The 20220-nt window shown below is 51.9% G+C and carries 18 protein-coding genes; 8 read left to right on the top strand and 10 right to left on the bottom strand.

Annotation, left to right across the window (positions count from 1 at the left end; all coding sequences use genetic code 11):
• Positions 1 to 24: 24 nt before the first annotated feature.
• From panC to dksA, 6 genes are all read right to left on the bottom strand, one after another.
• Positions 25 to 870 (bottom strand): pantoate--beta-alanine ligase, encoded by an 846-nt coding sequence (gene panC / locus ACEN2G_RS06870; protein WP_442020741.1) that lies wholly within the window; start codon positions 868 to 870, stop codon positions 25 to 27.
• Between the two features lie 37 nt (positions 871 to 907).
• Complete coding sequence (gene panB, locus ACEN2G_RS06865; protein ID WP_442020740.1) at positions 908 to 1702, bottom strand: 3-methyl-2-oxobutanoate hydroxymethyltransferase; 795 nt, start codon at positions 1700 to 1702, stop codon at positions 908 to 910.
• 15 nt (positions 1703 to 1717) lie between these two features.
• The gene (gene folK / locus ACEN2G_RS06860; RefSeq protein ID WP_442020739.1) at positions 1718 to 2203 is read right to left on the bottom strand and encodes a 2-amino-4-hydroxy-6-hydroxymethyldihydropteridine diphosphokinase; all 486 of its coding nucleotides are present in this window, start codon (positions 2201 to 2203) and stop codon (positions 1718 to 1720) included.
• Positions 2200 to 3528: a polynucleotide adenylyltransferase PcnB gene (gene pcnB, locus ACEN2G_RS06855; RefSeq protein WP_442020738.1), complete on the bottom strand. Its 1329-nt coding sequence runs from the start codon at positions 3526 to 3528 to the stop codon at positions 2200 to 2202. The genes folK and pcnB overlap by 4 nt, the downstream gene beginning before the upstream one ends.
• A gap of 162 nt (positions 3529 to 3690) precedes the next feature.
• The gene (gene gluQRS / locus ACEN2G_RS06850; RefSeq protein WP_442020737.1) at positions 3691 to 4572 is read right to left on the bottom strand and encodes a tRNA glutamyl-Q(34) synthetase GluQRS; all 882 of its coding nucleotides are present in this window, start codon (positions 4570 to 4572) and stop codon (positions 3691 to 3693) included.
• 10 nt (positions 4573 to 4582) lie between these two features.
• On the bottom strand, positions 4583 to 5035 hold the full coding sequence (dksA, locus tag ACEN2G_RS06845; protein WP_442020736.1) for an RNA polymerase-binding protein DksA: 453 nt from the start codon (positions 5033 to 5035) through the stop codon (positions 4583 to 4585).
• A 313-nt stretch (positions 5036 to 5348) separates the two neighbouring features.
• Here dksA and sfsA point away from each other — a divergent pair, with 313 nt between their 5' ends.
• A complete protein-coding gene (gene sfsA, locus ACEN2G_RS06840) occupies positions 5349 to 6095 on the top strand; it encodes a DNA/RNA nuclease SfsA (protein WP_442020735.1) in 747 nt (248 codons plus the stop codon).
• A gap of 56 nt (positions 6096 to 6151) precedes the next feature.
• Here the strand turns inward: sfsA and thpR are convergent, their stop codons facing one another.
• Together thpR and ACEN2G_RS06830 are read right to left on the bottom strand one after the other, a co-directional pair.
• Complete coding sequence (gene thpR, locus ACEN2G_RS06835) at positions 6152 to 6697, bottom strand: RNA 2',3'-cyclic phosphodiesterase (RefSeq protein ID WP_442020734.1); 546 nt, start codon at positions 6695 to 6697, stop codon at positions 6152 to 6154.
• Between the two features lie 580 nt (positions 6698 to 7277).
• The gene (locus ACEN2G_RS06830) at positions 7278 to 9512 is read right to left on the bottom strand and encodes a bifunctional diguanylate cyclase/phosphodiesterase (protein WP_442020733.1); all 2235 of its coding nucleotides are present in this window, start codon (positions 9510 to 9512) and stop codon (positions 7278 to 7280) included.
• A gap of 450 nt (positions 9513 to 9962) precedes the next feature.
• Here ACEN2G_RS06830 and hrpB point away from each other — a divergent pair, with 450 nt between their 5' ends.
• The 3 genes from hrpB to ACEN2G_RS06815 all read left to right on the top strand — a co-directional run bounded on the left by hrpB (position 9963) and on the right by ACEN2G_RS06815 (position 15413).
• A complete protein-coding gene (gene hrpB, locus ACEN2G_RS06825; protein ID WP_442020732.1) occupies positions 9963 to 12437 on the top strand; it encodes an ATP-dependent helicase HrpB in 2475 nt (824 codons plus the stop codon).
• Between the two features lie 2 nt (positions 12438 to 12439).
• On the top strand, positions 12440 to 14782 hold the full coding sequence (gene mrcB, locus ACEN2G_RS06820; RefSeq protein WP_442020731.1) for a penicillin-binding protein 1B: 2343 nt from the start codon (positions 12440 to 12442) through the stop codon (positions 14780 to 14782).
• 193 nt (positions 14783 to 14975) lie between these two features.
• The gene (locus ACEN2G_RS06815) at positions 14976 to 15413 is read left to right on the top strand and encodes a VOC family protein (protein ID WP_442020730.1); all 438 of its coding nucleotides are present in this window, start codon (positions 14976 to 14978) and stop codon (positions 15411 to 15413) included.
• Between the two features lie 32 nt (positions 15414 to 15445).
• On the opposite strand, the gene hemL is transcribed toward ACEN2G_RS06815, so the two are convergent.
• Positions 15446 to 16732, bottom strand: coding sequence for a glutamate-1-semialdehyde 2,1-aminomutase (gene hemL, locus ACEN2G_RS06810; RefSeq protein WP_442020729.1), 1287 nt, complete (start codon positions 16730 to 16732; stop codon positions 15446 to 15448).
• 209 nt (positions 16733 to 16941) lie between these two features.
• Here hemL and ACEN2G_RS06805 point away from each other — a divergent pair, with 209 nt between their 5' ends.
• The 4 genes from ACEN2G_RS06805 (at position 16942) to ACEN2G_RS06790 (ending at position 18824) form a co-directional block, all read left to right on the top strand.
• On the top strand, positions 16942 to 17610 hold the full coding sequence (locus ACEN2G_RS06805) for a DUF6776 family protein (protein ID WP_442020728.1): 669 nt from the start codon (positions 16942 to 16944) through the stop codon (positions 17608 to 17610).
• Between the two features lie 80 nt (positions 17611 to 17690).
• The gene (erpA, locus tag ACEN2G_RS06800; protein ID WP_442020727.1) at positions 17691 to 18035 is read left to right on the top strand and encodes an iron-sulfur cluster insertion protein ErpA; all 345 of its coding nucleotides are present in this window, start codon (positions 17691 to 17693) and stop codon (positions 18033 to 18035) included.
• Positions 18036 to 18075: 40 nt separating this feature from the next.
• Positions 18076 to 18402 (top strand): glutaredoxin family protein, encoded by a 327-nt coding sequence (locus ACEN2G_RS06795; RefSeq protein WP_442020726.1) that lies wholly within the window; start codon positions 18076 to 18078, stop codon positions 18400 to 18402.
• The gene (locus tag ACEN2G_RS06790) at positions 18399 to 18824 is read left to right on the top strand and encodes an HIT domain-containing protein (protein WP_442020725.1); all 426 of its coding nucleotides are present in this window, start codon (positions 18399 to 18401) and stop codon (positions 18822 to 18824) included. The genes ACEN2G_RS06795 and ACEN2G_RS06790 overlap by 4 nt, the downstream gene beginning before the upstream one ends.
• A 45-nt stretch (positions 18825 to 18869) precedes the next feature.
• Here the strand turns inward: ACEN2G_RS06790 and ACEN2G_RS06785 are convergent, their stop codons facing one another.
• Positions 18870 to 20174 carry a peptidoglycan DD-metalloendopeptidase family protein gene (locus tag ACEN2G_RS06785; RefSeq protein WP_442020724.1) on the bottom strand — a complete coding sequence of 435 codons (1305 nt, stop codon included), beginning with the start codon at positions 20172 to 20174 and terminating at the stop codon, positions 18870 to 18872.
• Between the last annotated feature and the right edge of the window lie 46 nt (positions 20175 to 20220).

Here is a 20220-nt window from a genome sequence, read left to right as displayed (position 1 = left end):
GTCCTGCCAAAATAAAGGCGCATCTTATAAAGACACGACCCGATTGTCTATTAATCGCGCCTTGCCTAAGAAGGCCGCCATTAAAATCACCACAGCTTGGGTTCGCTCGGTAATGGGCAACAGCGTGTGCGCGTCTACGATGTCGATAGCATCTGTGGTAAAGCCTCGGCCATTTAGACGCGCACTGGCGTCATTCACTAAGGTGGCAAAGTCGCGCTCACCCTGAGTGATGCGTTCGGCCAGCGCATTCATGGTGGCCGCCAATTCGGGCGCTTGGGCCAGCTCACTGGTTGTTAAATAACCGTTGCGTGAGCTTAGCGCTAAGCCGCTGTCGGCACGCACAGTGGGCTGGCTTATAATATCCAGCGGCATATTTAAATCGCTGACCATTTTACGGATCAGTGCTAGCTGCTGATAGTCTTTTTCACCGAAGCAGGCGACATCGGGCTGTACCAGATTGAACAGCTTACACACAACCGTGCTCACACCATCAAAGTGGCCTGGGCGCAGCGCGCCTTCCAGCACTTGGCTAATGCCTGGCACTATCACGCGGGTTTGCTGCTGTTGGCCTTCTGGATACATCAACTCAGGGGTGGGCGTAAATATGGCATCCGCTAAGCCCGCTAAACGCTCGCAGTCTTGCGTTAGGGTGCGCGGATAGGCGCTTAGGTCTGAAGCGCGGTCAAACTGCAACGGATTAACGAAGATGCTGACCACTACCTTGTCGCAATGCAGGCGCGCCGTGTGCACCAACTGCAGATGACCGGCGTGTAAATTGCCCATGGTCGGCACGAAGCCGATGCGCAAGCCTTGGCGACGCCAATTGTTAATGGTGGCTCTTAACTTGGTAATCTCAGAAATAAGCGGCATGTTCTGCTCTCTATTTTCCATTCTTTTCAATTAAGTGTTAATTGAAGCTGTGTTCTGGGCCGGGGAAGCGGCCTTCTGCCACCTCACACACGTAAGCGCTGATGGCAGCTTGTACGCTGTCGTGCTCGGCTAAGAAGTTCTTAGTGAACTTAGGGACGTAGCCTGTGGTTAGACCCAAGGCGTCTTGCATCACCAGCACTTGGCCATCGGTATCTGGGCCGGCACCTATGCCGATCACCGGAATGCTCAGTGATTGGCTAATCTCTTTTGCCAGCGGGCTGGGCACGCATTCCAGTACCAGTAGCTGAATGCCGGCGGCTTCAAGCGCCTTGGCATCTTGCTTAATTTTTGCCGCTTGATCTAAGTCGCGGCCTTGCAGCTTAAAGCCACCAAACACGTGTACCGATTGCGGTGTTAAGCCTAAATGGCCACACACAGGCACGCCTTGGCGAGTTAGCTGAGTGATGGTCTCACTCAGCCAAGCGCCGCCTTCCAGTTTCACCATGTGCGCGCCGGCACGCATTAGCGTGGCGGCATTGGTGCAGGCAAGCTCTGCATTGCTGTAACTCATAAACGGCAAGTCGGCGACCACCAGTGCTGTGGTGCAGCCTTTGGCCACACAACGGGTGTGATAAGCCATTTCTTCGACGGTGACTTTTAGCGTGCTGTCTTCGCCTTGTAAGACCATGCCGAGCGAGTCGCCAATTAAAATGGCATGGGCTCCGGCTTGCTCAAACACTTTGGCAAAGGTGGCATCGTAGGCGGTGATCATGGCGATTTTTTGCCGATCGCGTTTCATCGCTAACAGGCGGGCTGTGGTTGTTTTACTCATTAGAGATTCCTTTGACTACGAGAGCAGTGGCGTCATGCCATTGATGGGGCAAGTTCGCAGCAACTCGGTGAGGGCCGTACCACAAGGCAAAATAAGCTCAGGGCACAGACTTGCCAACGGATACAGCACAAACTCGCGCTGCTTCATGCCGTAGTGGGGCAGGGTTAATCTGTCGTCATGCATTATCAAGTCGTCGTACAACAAGATATCTAAGTCCAGAGTACGTGGCCCCCAACGCTCATCTTTTCGCACGCGGCCCTGTGTTTGCTCTATGGCTTGCAGCGCATCCAACAGTGCGTGTGGCGCTAATTCAGTATCAAATACAGACACACCATTAATATAGGGCGGCTGCTCAGCCGGCCCCATAGGTTGGCTTTGATACAGTGGCGAGTGGCGCAGGCTACCGGGGACAGCAAGGTCAAAAAGCGCGGCTTGCGCCGCCTTTATGTGTGCCAGCGGCTCGCCTAAGTTGGCGCCTAAGGCTACATACACTCGACTCATGCTTCTTTTTTCTTGCGCGGGCGACGACGAGGGCGCTTGCGCGGTGCTTTGGTCGGCTCTTCGCCGCCAAACTGATTGTGACGAGCTTGGGCGGTACGAGATAACTGTTGGCGGTCCACCGGATTGGCCAGTTGAAAGTCGGTCCACCAGTCGGCTAATTCTTTGAGCCTAGGATCCAGCTCGGCGCGCAATAACAAGAAGTCATACCCGGCACGAAACTTAGGATGCTCTAATAAGCGATGCGGACGTTTGCCGCTGCGCTTAGTTAAGCGGTCTTGCAACATCCAGATATCGCGCACTACCGAGCTAAAGCGCCGCGGTATGGCCACGCTCTTCACTTGGCGGCCCAGCACTTCGTCCATGGCCAGCAAGAAAGCATCGTAATAGTTGAGGCCGCCTTCGTGCATAAACTGCTGGGTGCGGGTTTCTACTGGGCCCCATAATAGGGCGGCGTACAAGAAAGCCGGGGTCACGCGCAGGTCTTGAGCGATGCGCTGGTCGGTATTGGTCAGCGCCAGTTCCAAAAATTTATGATAGTCGTTATCACCCTGGCCCATTACTTCTGCCGCTTCGGGGAATAAGGGCTCAAACAAACCGAATTGTTGTAACTGACGATAAGTTTCGAGGCCGTAACCGGCTAACAATAATTTTAGGGTTTCTTCAAACAAACGAGCGGCGGGAATATCCCCAAGCAGCGGCGCTAACTCACGGATAGGTGCTGCGGTGCGTGGGCTTATGGTTAAGCCTAGCTTGGCCGAAAAACGCACGGCGCGGATCATACGCACCGGATCTTCGCGGTAGCGGGTTTCTGGGTCGCCAATCAGCTCTAAGCGGCGGTTTTCAAGATCTTGCAAACCATTAGCAAAACCCACCACGCTAAAGTCGGCAATGTTGTAATACAAAGCATTGACGCTAAAGTCGCGACGCTCGGCGTCTTCTTCTATGGTGCCGTAGACGTTGTCACGCAGCAGCATGCCTTCAGAAGACTGAGATGATACATTTTTGTTGTTATTGACCTCATGATGATGACCACGAAAGGTCGCCACTTCGATCACATCACGACCGAATAAGATGTGCGCCAAGCGAAAACGACGGCCCACAAGGCGGCTGTTACTAAACAGCTGCTTGACTTGCTCCGGCGTGGCGCTGGTGGCGATATCGAAGTCTTTAGGCTGGCGGCCCAATAACAAATCACGTACGCCACCGCCGACTAAATAGGCTTCGAAGCCAGATTTATTGAGGCGATACAGCACTTTAAGGGCGTTATCACTGATTTGTTGACGTGAAATACCGTGTTGGTCGCGTGTTAAGAGCACGGGTTGCAACGGCAGTGCCTCCTGGGGCGTTCCGGCCTGCGGGGCTCGGGTTAGTAGCTTCTTACAAAAGCCAGCAATCTGGGAAAAAATAGGACACCTCGTATGGCCTTTAGCTGAAAAAATCGGCGCGTTATCATAGCGTCGAGCGTTGAAAATGCGGATCTGTACGCATTACAACTCAATGTGTGTGGTACTGGGCACCTGTGGCAACTGCCAGTGAGCGATAGCCCAGTTTAATACCACTGTTACGTCTTCCTGCCACAGTGTGGCCGGTGGTGCCTGGCCTAAAAAGGCGAGGGCTTGGTATAACTGACGACTCGCTTGGTTTAAATCCAAGGCGGTTGCATGGTTTTGCTTAGACAATTTATTACCGGCTAGTGTTGCCAAGGGTAAGTGCAGCCAACTAGGAGTAGGGGCCTTTAGCTTTTGATATAGCGAAATTTGTCGGCCTGTGGGCTCCAATAAATCGGCTCCGCGCACTACTTCGGTAATGCCTGCATCCGCGTCATCTAACACCACCGCCAGATTATACGCATAAAAACCGTCACGGCGACGCACAATAAAATCTTCTTCTGCAAGTGCGCGCGGTATTTTAACACACCCTTGCAGTTGATCGACAAACTCATAAACGGGATTAGTCATCACCAAACGGGTTGCCGCGTGCGCAGGCCCTAGCCCGAGCGCGCGACAGTGGCCGGTATAAAAACCGCCACCTTCGGCAATCATTTTGCGGCTGCAATGGCAATAATAGGTTAACCCTTGGCTTGCCCAGTCATCCAGCACCGCTTGATAAGCGGCCAAGCGCTGGCTTTGGTAGACCAAGGGGCCATCCCAATGTAAACCAAAGGCATCTAGGGTAAAGAGAATATCATCGGCCGCACCCGAGACTTCTCGAGGTGGGTCTAGGTCTTCAATGCGTAGCAGCCAGCTTCCCTGATGACTTTTGGCTTGCAAGTAACTACCTAAGGCGGCAATTAAGGAACCAAAATGCAGGGGGCCACTGGGTGAGGGGGCAAAGCGCCCAATATAAGGCTTGGGCGCACTGTTATTCATGAGCTTATGCTTAGTAGCCGGCCATCTGTTTTTCTTTGATTTCGGCAAGCGTTTTACAATCTATGCATAAATCGGCGGTCGGTCTGGCTTCCAGACGACGAATGCCAATTTCTACACCACAGTGCTCACAGTAACCAAAATCGTCTTCTTCGATTTTCTGCAGGGTTTTTTCGATTTTCTTGATCAGTTTGCGTTCTCTATCACGCGCACGTAGTTCAAGTGCAAATTCTTCTTCTTGAGCCGCTCTGTCCACCGGATCGGGGAAGTTAGCGGCCTCATCTTTCATGTAGCCCACGGTGCGATCGACTTCTTCGCGCAACTGCGTGCGCCAAGCGCCCAGAATTTTACGAAAGTGCGTTTTCTGCGCATCATTCATGTATTCTTCATCGGGCTTTGCCTGATAGGCCTCAACACCGGCGATGGCCAGAATACCGAGAGATTTCTTGATTTCGACTGCTGGCATTCTGTATCTCCTCAGAAGCAATATTGCGCCAACCAAATTTTTGAGCGGCTATCTATAGCAGAAAGCCTATTCACAAGGCAATTTTTGCCGTGCTATTTCAGTGAAAAATCTACGAGAAACAAGACGAGGAGCACTTTATTCAGGTTAAATAAGGTCTCATTCTTATCTGATCAAGCGTCTCAGTCTTGTGTTATTAAGTAAGGTACTACTTGATGCTTCCACAATATTGGGGCCATAAAGCAGGTTTTCAAGAGGCAAGTCGCCAGACAAGTGGGTTTGTTTAACTATTTAACGTATGACTATAGGTGTGAGTGTGCAGTTTTCATCTTCATTGCAGTCTGGTGTATTAGTCCAGCGCTATAAACGCTTTTTAGCGGACGTAAACGTCAATGGTCAAACCTTGACCATCCATTGCCCCAACACCGGCAAGATGACCGGCTGTGCCGAACCGGGGTGGACTGTCTATTTTTCGACCTCCAATAATCTTAAACGCAAATATGCCCACACTTGGGAGCTAGTGCAAAACCAGCAACATCAGTTTATTTGTGTGAACACCAATCAAGCCAATGCGCTGGTAGCCGAAGCGCTGGCCAATCACACCATAGCGCCCTTAGCGCATTATACGCAGGTGATGGCAGAGGTACGCTATGGCAGCGAAAACAGTCGTATCGACTTCTTATTGCGGGCTGAGGGTTCGCCTGACTGCTATGTGGAAGTGAAAAGCGTGACCCTTCTTGATGACCAAGCGCTAGCTGAGGGTGTAGCTGACGGCTTGAACCATGAAGCTGGGCAAGGCTACTTTCCTGACACTAAGAGCGAGCGTGCACAAAAGCACGTGCGTGAGCTGATGCAGTGTGTGCGGGATGGTCACAGAGCCGTGCTGCTGTTTTGCGTATTACACACCGGCATTGCACGAGTGAGCCCGGCCCAGCATCTGGATCCTACCTACGGGGCGCTGGTCGCCGAGGCTATGGCGCTTGGGGTGGAATGCCTAGCTTGGCGCGCCCATATTAGCCCCGATGGCATGCAGTTAGTCGAACAAGTGCCGTTTTTGCTGTAGCGACGCCGTAGGTTCTACGCCTCACCTTTCACTCCTCACCCCTCACCCCTCACCCCTCACCCCTCACAGTCAGTGAGAGGCCAGCTGGCTTCAATGTGGTAATCATGACCCAAGGCGCTGGGCACAGAACTATATAAAGCCAGTTGGCGCGGGCGAAAAATGATAGGGCTAATACTTGGCAGCGCCGATAAATCTGACAACTCGGTTTGACGATACAAACTAATGTGTGGCCGATAGGCTTTGTGCGGTGGGGCTAGGCGCAAAGAAGCACAGCGCAATAGTAAGTCTTGATATAAGTCGCTGAGTGCTTGCGGCACCTCACTGGGGCCGAGCCAGAGCACATTGGCACTGGGAAAATAGCCGAGCTTATCAAGCTGTAATGTAAAGCCGGACAGGGTGAGGGTCGGCAATTGTCTTAGCAAAGAATGATGCTGAGTGGCGTTGAGTTGGCCTAAGAAACGTAGCGTTAAATGAAACTGGCTGGCAGGAATGCGCCGGCTGGGCAGGGCTAGTTGCTCTTGCAGCCCCTCTTGTAGCTGGCAAAGTGGTGCCGTCAGCTCTGCTGCGGGAAAGGCTAAAAATAATCGGGTGTCATCTGGCATCTTAGGATGGGTCCCTTATGGTTCTATGTGGTTCGGCATAACAGAGGCGGTTATAGGTTAGGATGCCGTGTCTCAAAGAAAAAACCCAGTGCTACACCTTATTTTTGCCATAGAGTCCACGGACGTAAGCCAGTGCAAAAGAGGTAAGTGAGCGAAATTGATGGAGATTAAGATGCTACCCCAGGAGTGTTTTCCGTTTGGCTCTTATCTCTTAGCTCTTCCTGATTACGTATGAACTTCAGCCATGATGCGCGTTGTTTTGGTTTGTTCTTTGTAGCAGCCAATTTATTCGGCTGGCCAGCTTTGCTGGCTGTTACTGAGGTTTAGATTTAGACCAAAACACCAAACCGGGCCGAATAAATTGGCCCCTACAAGGTCAAAACACCAAACTGAGCCTCATATTCTTTACCGAAGAGGCGGCACCTCCATGTAACCTATTGAATTTATTGATACTGAACTCACTGATATATGGCTGAGCTTTGTGGGTAATCAGGTAGCTCTTAGCCTATTTTCCGTGCGTGCAGTGGCAAAAAAGTCTTGGATCGCTAAGTAAAAACTGCTGGCCCAACATCCACATGCGTTATGCCGTATTATTTGCTGGCCGCCATTCTGAGTCTGTCTCCATGGGGATCTGCTCGCTCGGCGCTAACTCAGCAAATCCCCAATATTGCAGCGCTTGCTCGGGCACCAAAGGTCTCGCAAGCAGAAAGCCTTGCCCATAATCACAGCCGATCTTTTTCAGAAACCTCAACTGTGCAGCGGTTTCAATGCCTTCGGCCACCACTTTTAGCCCCAGCTTATGTACCATTATGGTCATGGCCTCAACCATCTGGCGATCAATGGGACTGGTTTCTAGGTTTATGATAAAGGAACGGTCGATTTTTAGGATATCGACCGGAACAAGGCGTAATTGCGATAGCGAAGAATAGCCGGTGCCAAAGTCATCAATCGAGATGCGTATCCCTAGGCGCCTCAGGTTAGCTATCAGCATCATGGCAAGCTCGACATTCTCCATCAGCATGGACTCGGTAATTTCCAGTTCAAGCAAGCTGGGCGTAATCTGGCAACGCGCTAATAGGGCTTCAACCCTATTCGCAAATTCAGGTTCGCGTAGCTGACAGACGCTCAAGTTCACCGCCACCGGCTTTACGCTGAGCTCGGCTTGCATTTGTTGCTGAATAAAACCACAGGCCGCTTCTATTACCCAGTAACCAATGGGCACTATCAATCCCGTTTGCTCCGCAATCTTAATAAAGCTGCCTGGGTTTTGCATACCTCGTTCTGGTTGATGCCAGCGTAGTAAGGCTTCAAACTTTTCGGTCAGCCCATTGCTCAGGGCAACTATGGGTTGAAAGACCAGCGAAAATTCTTCTCGGACCAAGGCCCGACGTAACTCTTCTTCGAGCCGTATCGAGTACAGCGCCTGCTCTTGCATCGCTATGTTGTAAAAAGAAAGCTGATTTCTGCCCGCTCGTTTTGATTCATACATGGCCAAGTCGGCATTGCGCAATAACTCACCACTGCTGATGCCATCTTGTGGTGCTAATGTAATCCCAATGCTGGCGCCTACTATGGCTTCATTTTGAGCCAACTGTACCGGTAGACCTATATTGACAATAATTTTTTCGGCAACTAGGCGTACATGTTCGACGCTTTCTATGTGCATCAAGACCACCGCAAATTCGTCCCCTCCTAAGCGGCCGACGAGATCACACTCTCTTACTGTGGCTTTCAGTCGTTGAGCGACTTCGATCAGTAATCGATCACCATCATGGTGTCCGGTGGAGTCGTTGATGCGTTTAAAGTCATCTAGATCTAGGTAAAGTAATGCTAGGCCGCCACCCCCACGTCGAATATTCAACATGGCCTGATCTAACTGCTCGGTAAGAAAGCGCCGATTAGCCAAACCCGTGAGTTCATCAAAAAAAGCCAACTGTTCCAAGCGACTAGTTTGTATTTTTATCAGTGCTCTTAACCGCTCTGGCTCTAACAGGATACGGCGTATTAGCAGCGAAAATAGGCCAGCCGTAAGCAGGCTGAGCAGGGTGCCCAGCATAATTTGCAAGGTGAAGTTGATGGGCCTGTCCATCGCGAGGAACCATTCCCCATTTGGAACCTTAATTATTTTTCTTACCTGCTGCTCAGTAAGATCCTTACTGGAGCGGGCAAAAATAGTCATCTGCTTAGTATCTGGATGTAAACGCGATAGTTCAAAGGCATAGCCTTTACGATCGAGTTGATCGATCGCTGTAAATGACAATAGATCATCCAGATAAAGCAATGCCGTCGCAAACCCCCAAAAATAGGGCTCGCCGTTGTTCTCAAGAAAAACGGGGTTTCGCACCAGTATGCCCATACGGCCCTGTACCAGCATAAAGGGGCCCGCCAAGGTTAAGGTTTTACTGTCGATCGCTTGCCAGGCCTCCTTACTGCGCGTATCACTTAGCAACAGGTTATGACCAATGCCCTTTTCATTGCCCGCCAGTGGATAAATTTGCTGAGTGATGCCGTTAGGGGCCAGCTGCAGGCTGGAGACACCGCCTATAGTCTGCATCACTTCTTTAGCAAAACTGTTGAAATCCTTGAACCGGCCGTTACTGCGCCGCACTTCTTGGGCAAGAATATAAGTCGATGATAATGAATGAGTGAGATGCCGCTCTATGGCGGAGGCTTGAGTACTCACTACCTCTTCCATTGAGCGTTGCTGCTCTTTGTGGCGAGCCTCAATATTTAGATAAGTGTAATAAGACCCTGCTGCAAAAATACAGATAAACGCCATCAGGGTATAAAGGCTGCTGAGCCTAAATGTAAGCATTTATTTCTCTTACCTGGTTTGCCAGGAATTTTTGAGAGGCTAGTTTAGCGGCACTAAGCATGACAACTGATTCATGCCTACATCAGTGTAACAGACCTTACTCAGTTCTCTGCTAACCACTATACATAGGTTCCTATACTGAGCATCCTATGGAGCTCACTTATAATCATAACTGTAAAGCCGGTCACAAGTTCTTTGCGGGTGTTCTTCTCACGTTAGGGCATGAACGAGCAGTGAGCAAAAACGCCACACAATATAGCGAACTAAGTGGCGTGTAATCGAGCCTTAACTAATCGTGACTGACGCACTGTATAGGAGAAAAACAGAGGATCAAACCCTGGTTATGCATCGCGCTTTAGGCCGAGTTTTGGCATTATATAGCCGTTCTTATATTCACCGTTTTTGCATTTGCGTTTTCCATCACTGCTCTTTCCATCATTAGGTTATCCCGTGAATCAGCTTCCTATTGCCCAAGTACTGCCAGAATTAAAGGCGGCATTAAAGGTGCCACATATTATTTTGGAAGCGCCGCCTGGTGCAGGCAAGTCGACCGGCTTGCCGTTATGGCTATTGGCGCAACCCGAGGTAGCAGGCCGCATTATCTTGCTGGAGCCCAGACGCTTGGCGGCACGCAGCATAGCCCAGTACTTAGCGAGCCAGTTAGGCGAACAGCCGGGCCAACAGGTGGGGTATCGAATGCGCGGTGAAAGCTGCGTCAGTAAGCACACCCGCTTAGAAGTGGTGACCGAGGGGGTATTAACGCGCATGCTGCAAGCGGATCCTGAGCTTGGCGGCGTCGACTTACTGATTTTTGATGAGTTTCATGAGCGCAGCTTACAGGCCGAGCTGGCGTTGGCCTTTGCGCTTGAGTGCCAAGAGCTACGTGAAAATTTAACCATAATGATCATGTCCGCCACGCTCGATGGCTTGGCGCTGGATGAGCTGCTGCCCGATGCGGTTTACATTAAAAGTGCTGGGCGCAGTTTTCCGGTCGAGGTCAGTTATCAGCCGCGCAATTTGCATGCGCGTCTCGATGACGCCATGGGCCGCGCCATTGTAAACGCGTTGGCCGAGCATGCGGGCAGTGTGCTGGCTTTTTTACCCGGTGAGCGCGAAATTCGCGATACCTTGCTGTGGCTTGAAAGACAAGGGCTTGAGAGACAGGGGCTCGAAGGTAAAATTGATACGCAAGTGGAGCTGCGGCCTTTATACGGTCGCCTGAGCTTACCAGAGCAACAAGCGGCGATTGCCCCTGCAGCGGCGGGGCGGCGTAAGGTAGTGTTAGCCACTAATGTGGCAGAAACCTCGCTCACCATAGATGGCATCAGCATAGTGGTGGACTCAGGTCTAGAGAGGCGCGCCGAGTTTGAACCTCAGTCAGGCATGACACGACTTTACACGCGGCCCATTAGTCAAACTTCGGCCACCCAAAGGGCCGGCCGCGCGGGTCGTTTGCAGCCGGGCAGTTGCGTGCGGCTATGGAGCCAAGAGCAGCAGCAACGCTTGTTAGTGCGCCGGCCTGCGGAAATTGAACAAAGTGATTTGGCCAGCTTCGTACTGGAGTGCGCCGCTTGGGGTTGTACGCCGGAGCAGTTGGCTTTGCTAACGCAGCCGCCCGTGCCGCTGTTAGCCGCCGCGCGCCAACAATTAACTGATTTACAGCTGATCACTGGCAGCCAGCTAACGGCCTTGGGCCGCCAAGTCTGGCAATTAGGTTGTGAGCCAAGTCTTGGCCAATTACTGCTTAGCGCTCAAGCATGGCAGCAGCAAGGGCATCAAGGTGCGCTGGCAGATGCTGTGTATTTAGTGGCCTTATTAGAAGAAGGTCGCTGGGATTCGGGCCCCTTATCGGGGCAGTTGTTAGCGCGGCAGGGCGCGCTTAAAGCCGCGGCGCGGCGCTGGTTTACGCGCCTACAAGCCAAACCGGCCACGCCGAGTGGCGAATATGTGGGCCCGCTATTGGCCAATGCGCGGCCCGAATGGGTGGCTTTATTACGGCAAGAGGCACGCCAGCTCAGCCGTTATGGCTTGGCCGGTGGTTTGAGTGCCGACTTGCCCAAAGATAGTCCCTTGCAAGGCAAAAATATGCTGGCCATCGCCGCCTTAGGCCGCAGCGAACGGGGCATTTTTATTCAAGCCGCAGAGCCCATTGCATTGGCGCAGTTACAAACCTTTGCTGGGGCTCATTTTAGTGATCAGGCTCATTTAGAATGGGATAACGAGGCTAATCGGGTGCGCGCCGAGCGCCAGTGGTGTTTTGGCAGTTTAGTGTTACAGCGCACGCCCCTGACCAATATCAGCCCAGAGCAAAAGGCGCAGTGCTTATTGGGAGAGGTGAAACGCCGCGGTTGGCAGGCGTTGCCGCTAGATGAGGCGGCCGAGCAGTATTGGCTGAGATTAAAGCTTGCCGGACAAAAGCTGGCCGATCGCGGCTTCGCCGTTTGTGATGAAAACAGCTGGCTAAATGAGGCCGAGCACTGGTTATTACCTTATTTAACAGGGCTTGGCCGTTGGGAAGCGCTGGCGCGCTTGCCTTGGGCACAGATATTTAAAAGTCGTCTGGACTGGTCACAGCAGCAATTGCTGGATACCCTGCTACCCGGCTCACTGACCTTGGCTACGGGTACTCAAGCGCGCATTCGTTATCGAGAAACCGAAGACCCCGTATTGCCGGTGCGTTTACAAGAGATGTTTGGCCAAGCCACTGGGCCTGAGCTCGCCCAAGGGCGGGTGTCTTTGGTGCTAGAGCTGTTGTCGCCGGCGCGGCGTCCATTACAAATTACTCGAGACTTGGCCGCATTTTGGGCCGGCTCTTATGAAGATGTTAAAAAAGAAATGCGGGGGCGCTACCCTAAGCACCATTGGCCAGATAGCCCGGCCACCACGGCGCCAACCCAGTATACCAAGAGGCATATAAAGCACTGATTATGGCAAAAGATACTCAAAAGCAGAAAAAATCGAAGAAGAAGCCGGTGAGACAAAACCGCTTTTGGTGGGGCCTGCTGTTTAAATTAACACTGGTATTTGCAGTGCTAATGGGCATATTTGGTATTTATTTAGATAGCCAAGTTCGTGAGCGCTTCGATGGCCAAAAATGGGCGCTGCCGGCCTTGGTGTATAGCCGACCGTTAGAGCTATTCCCCGACCAAAAGCTGTCTCATGCTCAGATGTTGCGAGAGCTGGCGCTATTAAACTATCGTAAGGTGGCCAGCCCCAGCCGCCCGGGTGAATACTCGGCCAACAATAACCGCATTGAAATTAACCGTCGTCCCTTTACCTTCTCCGATGGTCCAGAAGAGGCGCGGCAAATTTTACTCACCTTCGCAGGCCAACGCTTACAGTCGATTAAAAACCCCACCAACGGTCGTGAGCTGGGTTATGCGCGCATGGATCCCGTATTGCTGGATCGCTTAAACGTAGAAAAGCGTGAAGACCGCCTATTGGTGCGTTTAGACCAAGTGCCTGAGCTGCTGAAAACCGCCTTAATTACGGTAGAAGACAGAGAATTTTATAACCACGACGGTGTGTCGCCGATGGCGATACTGCGTGCCTTGGTGGTAAACGTAAAAGCGGGGCGCACGGTACAGGGCGGCAGTACTCTGACCCAGCAGTTGGCAAAAAATTTATTCTTAACCCAAGACCGTAGTTTATGGCGCAAGGTACAAGAAGCCTATATGGCGCTGATCATCGACTTTCGCTACGACAAAGACGAGATCTTAGAAGCCTATTTGAACGAAGTGTATCTGGGCCAAAATGGTAACCAAGGGGTGTATGGCTTTGGCTTAGCCAGTTATTTCTATTTTGGCTTACCACTTAATGAGCTAAACCCCGATCAAATCGCCCTTATGGTGGCGCTCGTGAAAGGGCCGTCTTATTACGATCCTTGGCGCAATGCTGAGCGCGCTCGCGAGCGTCGGGATCTGGTGCTGCGGCTATTAGCTAACGACGCTCATATTGACCGCGCCACCTATGAGCGAGCAAGTGAGACGCCGCTGCAGCTTATCGAGCGCGGCCGTATGGGTTATGGCCGTACACCGGCCTTTATGGGCTTATTGCGCCAAGAGCTGCAAGAGCGATTTGGCAGTGACTTCTTACGCCAAAACGGCCTGAAAATTTTCAGTAGTCTGGATCCTATCGCCCAACACAGTGCCGAACAGGCAATCTTGGAGCAGGTAAAACAGCTACGCGCTAACACTAAGAAGCCAGATCTTGAGGCGGCCATGGTGGTAAGCAACTGGCGCAAGGGTGAAGTGAGCGCCGTGGTGGGCGGGGCCGATCCTAGCTTTGCCGGTTTTAACCGCGCCTTATCGGCACGACGTGCCATTGGCTCACTGATCAAGCCACCTGTGTATGCGGAAGCCCTAGCTAATGGTTTTACCTTAGGCAGTGCCATTAAAGACCAACCCATTAGTCTGCGTAGTGAAGGTGGGCAAGTGTGGAAACCTAATAACTATGACCGTAAGTTCCGTGGTCAGGTGATGCTGGTGGACGCCTTGGCACAATCTTTAAACGTGCCGACCGTAAACTTAGGCATGGCAGTGGGGCTGGATAACATCATTAAAGGCCTGCAGCGTATGGGTGTGCGCCAAACCATTCCCGCCTATCCGTCTTTGATGTTAGGCACGCTGGAATTGACGCCTATGGAGGTGAATCAGCTGTATTTAACCTTGGCTAACCAAGGTCTGTATCAGCCATTAACCTCGATTCGCGCCATTCAAGATGATAAAGGCGAGCTCTTGTATCAGCACACCGCCAAGGCCACTCAGGTATTGGATCCGGATGCGGGTTACTTAGCCTTGTATGCCATGACCCGAGTGGTGGGTGGGGGGACGGCGGCGCACTTGGCCGCACGTTTCCCCAATCGAGTGATGGCGGGTAAAACCGGTACCACCAACGACTTGCGCGATGCTTGGTATGCGGGACTCGATAACGAAGAGTTAGCCAGTGTCTGGGTGGGCTTAGATAATAACGCCAGCACCGGCTTAACCGGTGCCAGCGGTGCGCTGCGCATTTATAGCCGCTACTTAGACAGCCGTGGTGTGGACTCTTTGGAGCTTAAATCGCCACCGGGTATCGACCAAGTTAACTTAGCTTACAGTGACGGCATGCCGGCCGACCCGCGTTGCGAGCAAACCCGCTTACTGCCTGCCAAGGTCTCGGCTTTGCCGCCGATCCGAGCGTGTCAGCCGGCTGAGCCGATTTACAATTTGCCCAAAACCGGTGAGCAAGTAGGCGACTGGTTAAAAGACATCTTTAACTTCGCGCGCTAACTTCGTCGTGAAGGGTAAAGGGCAAAGTGTGAGGCGAGCGCTAGCATTAAGCATTAAACCCAACTTAAACAGGCAGCTGATCAAAATCAGCTGCCTGTTTTTTTATATCGATTTAACTCCTCACTCCTCACGCTTAACCCCTCACATTTTGCTGGGTCGTATATGCTCAAGGTGTCTAATCGGAGGATGTGTCATGTTTTCTTTTCATCACCTGACCATGAGCGTGCAGAATTTATCCGCTTCTGAGTCGTTTTATAAAGGCTTAGGCTTTGAACCCGTCTATCGCTGGCAGGATGACGTTGGGTTGTTGCAAATTTGTCATTTGCAGTTAGGGCAAGCGGTGTTGGAGCTGTATTGTTTTAAACCCGATGAAGAAATAGATACGTTGGCGGCGTTTCCGCCTTGGGCCAATGGTGTGCGTTTGGGGCTAAGACATTTTGCGTTGCAGGTCAATGACGTGGATGATGCTTTGAGTGCCTTGCATGGCGCGGGATTATTAACGGATAAACCCTCTGTGGTGCGCGGTCAAAGCTGTGATCGCTATGTATTTATCATGGATCCGGATGGTAATAGCATTGAATTATTAGAGGGGCCACTGGTGCATATCCAGCGGCCCGAGCAGCCTAATTAATCTAAGCCTGTAAACAATTCAGGGCTAATCTATTACGCCGCCATGGCCGCGAACGCCTTATCGGCGGCGGCTAAGGTGTGAGCAATTTCTTTGTCGCCGTGAGCCAGTGACATAAAGCCTGCTTCAAAAGCGCTGGGTGCCAAGTACACGCCTTGATCCAACATCAAATGGAAGAAGCGTTTAAAGGCATCCACGTCACAATCCATCACTTGTGCGTAGCTGTGGATATTTTTTTCAGTGGTGAAGAAGAAGCCAAACATGGCGCCCACTTGAGTGGTGGTAAAAGGGATGCCGTGTTTATCGGCCGCTGCTTGTAAGCCATTGACCAGCGCTCTGGTGCTGGCTTCCAGCTTATCGTGCAAACCCGGTGTGCAAAGGGCGTTTAGGGTGGCTAAACCGGCGGCCATGGCAATTGGATTGCCAGACAAGGTGCCAGCCTGATACACGGGCCCCGTTGGTGCCAAGTGTTCCATTACTTCACGACGGCCACCAAAGGCGCCTACTGGCATGCCGCCACCTATGATTTTACCGAGCGTGGTTAAATCTGGGGTTACGCCATAGCGCTGTTGGGCGCCGCCCAAAGCCACACGGAAACCACACATCACTTCATCAAAAATCAATAAGGCGCTGTACTGGTCACAAATATCGCGCAAGCCTTGCAAGAAACCATTTGCCGGCGGAATACAGTTCATATTGCCGGCAATCGGCTCGACGATAATGCAGGCGATGTCGTTAGGGGCGGCGGCAAAGGCGGCTTTAACTGACTCTAAATCGTTAAAAGTGGCGGTCAGCGTGTGCTTGGCAAAATCCGCCGGCACACCCGGTGAGTTAGGCTGGCCTAAGGTCAGCGCACCGGATCCGGCTTTTACCAACAAACAGTCGGCGTGGCCGTGATAACAACCTTCAAACTTTAAGATCTTGTCGCGATGAGTAAAGCCGCGGGCTAAACGAATGGCGCTCATGGTGGCTTCGGTGCCGGAGTTGACCATGCGCGTGAGCTCCATGGAGGGCACCAGCTCCTTAACCTTTTCGGCCATGGTCACTTCACTGGCGGTTGGCGCGCCAAAGCTTAAGCCGCGCTCTGCGGCTTCAATGACGGCCTCGCGCACCACGGGGGCGTTATGGCCCAAAATCATCGGCCCCCAAGAGCCGATGTAATCCACATAGGACTGGCCGTCCGCATCATAGATATAGGCACCATCGGCGCGTTCGATAAAGCGCGGCGTACCGCCTACACCATTAAAGGCGCGCACCGGAGAGTTAACGCCACCTGGAATAACGAGGCGGGCCTTGGCAAATAAATCGTCAGACTTGGACATGTAAGCATCCTTTGAATTGAGCCGTGGCCGTAAGTACGGCCAATGTGAGCTGACTATATCAAAAACTCGTATCAAAAACTGCGCCTAGCTCGAATGTGTTGAGCCTGAGATCGCTAAATTAAGGACACGCTAAATTAAGCTAAGCGAAAGCCTTGCTGGCGCCCAAGGCTGTGCTTTGGCACAATTCGGCCTTACCTGATGGAGACGTTATGATGACTAAAGTTTTAGATCGTCGTTTTATGCTGTCTTTAGTGTTTTGCGTGGTGTTGGCATTGCTGCTGGGCTTTAGCGCGCTGCGTTATTACGAGCAAAAACAGTTATTGACGCTGCAAGCCACCCAAGTTGAGCGTAGCCGCCAAGAGTTACTGGCGCTGCGGGTGGATTTACAAACGCTACTCAGTGCCGAAAGCAGTCAGTTGGCACAACTGGATTTGCAGTCACGGCAACTGGCCGAGCAAGCCCAACAGTTGGCCCTATACCGACAAGTGCTGGCTAGCGACAGTGGTGGCGAGCTGCTGTTAACCCATGAAGATATTACGCCGCTCGGTGAAACGGGCTTATTTGCCTACCGACTGGTACTGTTACAACCCACTAAGACAGATAAACGTGTTACTGGCCAAGCACGCTTGAAAGTACGAGCGTTGCAAGACGGTAAGTCGGTGTTACTCAGTGAAGAGACCTTGGGTGTGGCAACTGTCAGCTTAGACTTTCGCCATTTTCAGGTGTTAAGCGGTCAGCTGCAATTGCCCGAGGGTAGCCAAGCCCAGACCTTAGAGTTGCACTTAAATTTAGTTGGCAGGCCGACGCGCACCTTGAGTCTTAACTGGCCAACCGCGGAGCCTGCGCCGGTAATCGGTGTTGTCACAACGCCGCCATAGCTAAAGGTCTACGGACAATACTTGACCTGTTTAGTCGGGTATTAGATAATTTTGGTCGATAACTAATTTTAGAGGTAGTGATGAGCGAAGCAATGTTCTTGCCAATCCAGATGAGTGATGCGGCAGCCACCAAGATCCAAGCCTTAATCACCGAAGAAGAAAATCCCGAGTTGCGTCTGCGTGTTTACATTACCGGAGGCGGTTGCTCGGGTTTTGAATATGGTTTTACCTTCGATGAAAAAACCAATGACGGCGATACCGTGATCGAGAAAAACGGCGTCATCATGGTGGTCGACAGCATGAGCCTGCAATACCTAATTGGCGGCACGGTCGACTATATCGATGGCCTCGCCGGTTCACGCTTTTTGGTTACCAACCCTAACGCCACCAGCACCTGTGGTTGTGGCTCATCGTTTAGCGTTTAATTCTTATAGACGTTTAAGCCCTTAATTGAGAGGTGTGCTTATGTCAGTACTTGATTGGTTTAAAGACTTGTCGCCCGAGTCAAATTCGGCCGCGCCTATCGTCGAGAGTGCGGCGCAATTAGCCCTGTATGAAAAAGACTGGTGCCCCTATTGCGAGCGGGTAAAAAGTGTCATTAACGAGCTGGGCCTGGCGATTCAAGAGTGTGATATTAATCAGCCCGAACACTTACAAGCTTTGATGCATGGTGGCGGCCAGCGCATGGTGCCTTGCCTGCGCATTGAGTCTGAGCCCGGTCAATTTTTTTGGTTGTATGAATCCGCAGATATTATTGCTTATCTGCGCTTGCACGCGGCCGTGCTTAAATGAGCGAGTTTTGCTTACACCCGCAATTAGTGGCCGATAGCTTGCTCTTGGGTGAGCTGCCCTTGTGTTTGGTGTTACTGGCGAACGACCGTCAATATCCGTGGTTGATTTTGGTGCCTAAGCGCGCCGAGCTGCGTGAAATCCATCACTTAAGCGAGCAGGATCAGCAACAGCTGATGCGTGAGTCTTGTGCGGTAGCGGCCTTGTTGGAAAGTGAATTGAGCGCGCAGAAGATAAACGTAGCCGCCTTGGGCAATATGGTGGCGCAGTTGCATGTGCATCATGTGGCGCGCTTTAGCAGCGATGCCGCGTGGCCTGCGCCAATTTGGGGCAAGCATCCCGCCTTAGCTTATGATGCACCTGACGAGCAAATAAGCGGGTGGCAAGGCCGCTTAAAGGCGCTAGTCGGCTTCACTGCGGCGTAAGCGTGCAGTGTTAGGCGTGAGTGTTACCCTCACGCCACACCTTTTCTACTCGTTATTGCTCGCCAACATAATGTCACTCACCTTATTCAGCTGTGCCATCAGGCGGTTAGCCTGGGGTTTAAAGCTGGCTAATTCGGCTGGTGATAATACGGCGGCTTGAGGCATATCGACCGTTTTCGGGTCTTTGTGCACGCCGTTGACCAAGAACTCATAATGCAAATGTGGTCCGGTTACTCGACCGGTGGCGCCCACGGTACCAATTTGTTGTTCTTGTTTTACCTTTTCGCCTCTATTCACCATGCGCTTATGTAAGTGCAAATATTTGGTGATGTAGGTGCTGTCGTGGCGGATCACCACATAGTTGCCATTAAACGGGCTAAAGCCAGACTCCAACACCAGGCCCCCGCCGGCAGCCACAACCGGCGTGCCGGTGCGTGCTGCATAATCGATACCGCGATGGGCTTTGATTTGACCCGTGACCGGATGCAGGCGGCGCGGATTAAAGTTAGAGCTAATGTGCGAAAAGTTGACTGGGGCCCGCAAGAAACTCTTGCGCATATAGCGGCCTTCTGGCGAATAATAATTACCGTCTTTATGGCGTATGGCGTTATATACCTTGCCTTGGTTGGTAAAGGCTGCGGCTAAAATATTACCGGAATTGACTAAAATGCCGTCTTTAAAATGCTGCTCATACAAAACGGTAAAGCTGTCGTTGGCGCGAATGTCCAAGGCAAAATCCACGTCCCAGGCAAACATACCGGCCAAACTCATGATTTGATTGGGCGTGAGGCCGGCACTGGCGGCAGCGTTCCAAAAGTTAGAACTTACCGTGGCTTGGGCAAATTCGGTGCGCAACTCCAGCTCTTCGCTGTCAATTTTTGAGCTCAAGCCAGTCGCCGTTTGGCTAATCAGCAGGGTACGGCTGTCATCCAATGGATAACGCAAACTGCTAAAGGCGTTGTCTTCATCCAAGGTAACATTCAGCTGCTTGCCAGGATAGAGTTTTGCCAGCTCCTCACCGGCGCCCTTGAGCTGGTTAATATCATGCACCAGCTGAGAGGGCAGGCCGCTGCGGGCAAAGATGGCGGACAAGGTATCGCCACTGCGTACTGTGATGGTGCGTTCGCGAGTCAGTGGTTGTGTGTCTAGCTCTGCCGACTCTTCTATGTTGAGTTCTAAGGCCAGAGGCTGGCGCTCACCGACAATGTGGGTAACAAGCTCATGTTCAGCCTGGGCGCGCCCGGCTAGGGCGGTTTCAGAAGGCGCGAACGACAGCAATCCAACCATTACACTCAATACCGAAATCGCCACCTTATGGGGGCGTGGAAGTTGTTTGAAGCGTCTAATCATGAGGGGCCTAATGCTCTTCCTTGAAAGTATGAAAGATTTTACAGGC

The sequence above is a fragment of the Oceanisphaera sp. W20_SRM_FM3 genome (assembly GCF_052119705.1).
Taxonomy (GTDB): Bacteria; Pseudomonadota; Gammaproteobacteria; order Enterobacterales; family Aeromonadaceae; genus Oceanimonas.
This window is presented reverse-complemented; position numbering and strand designations above follow the sequence as displayed.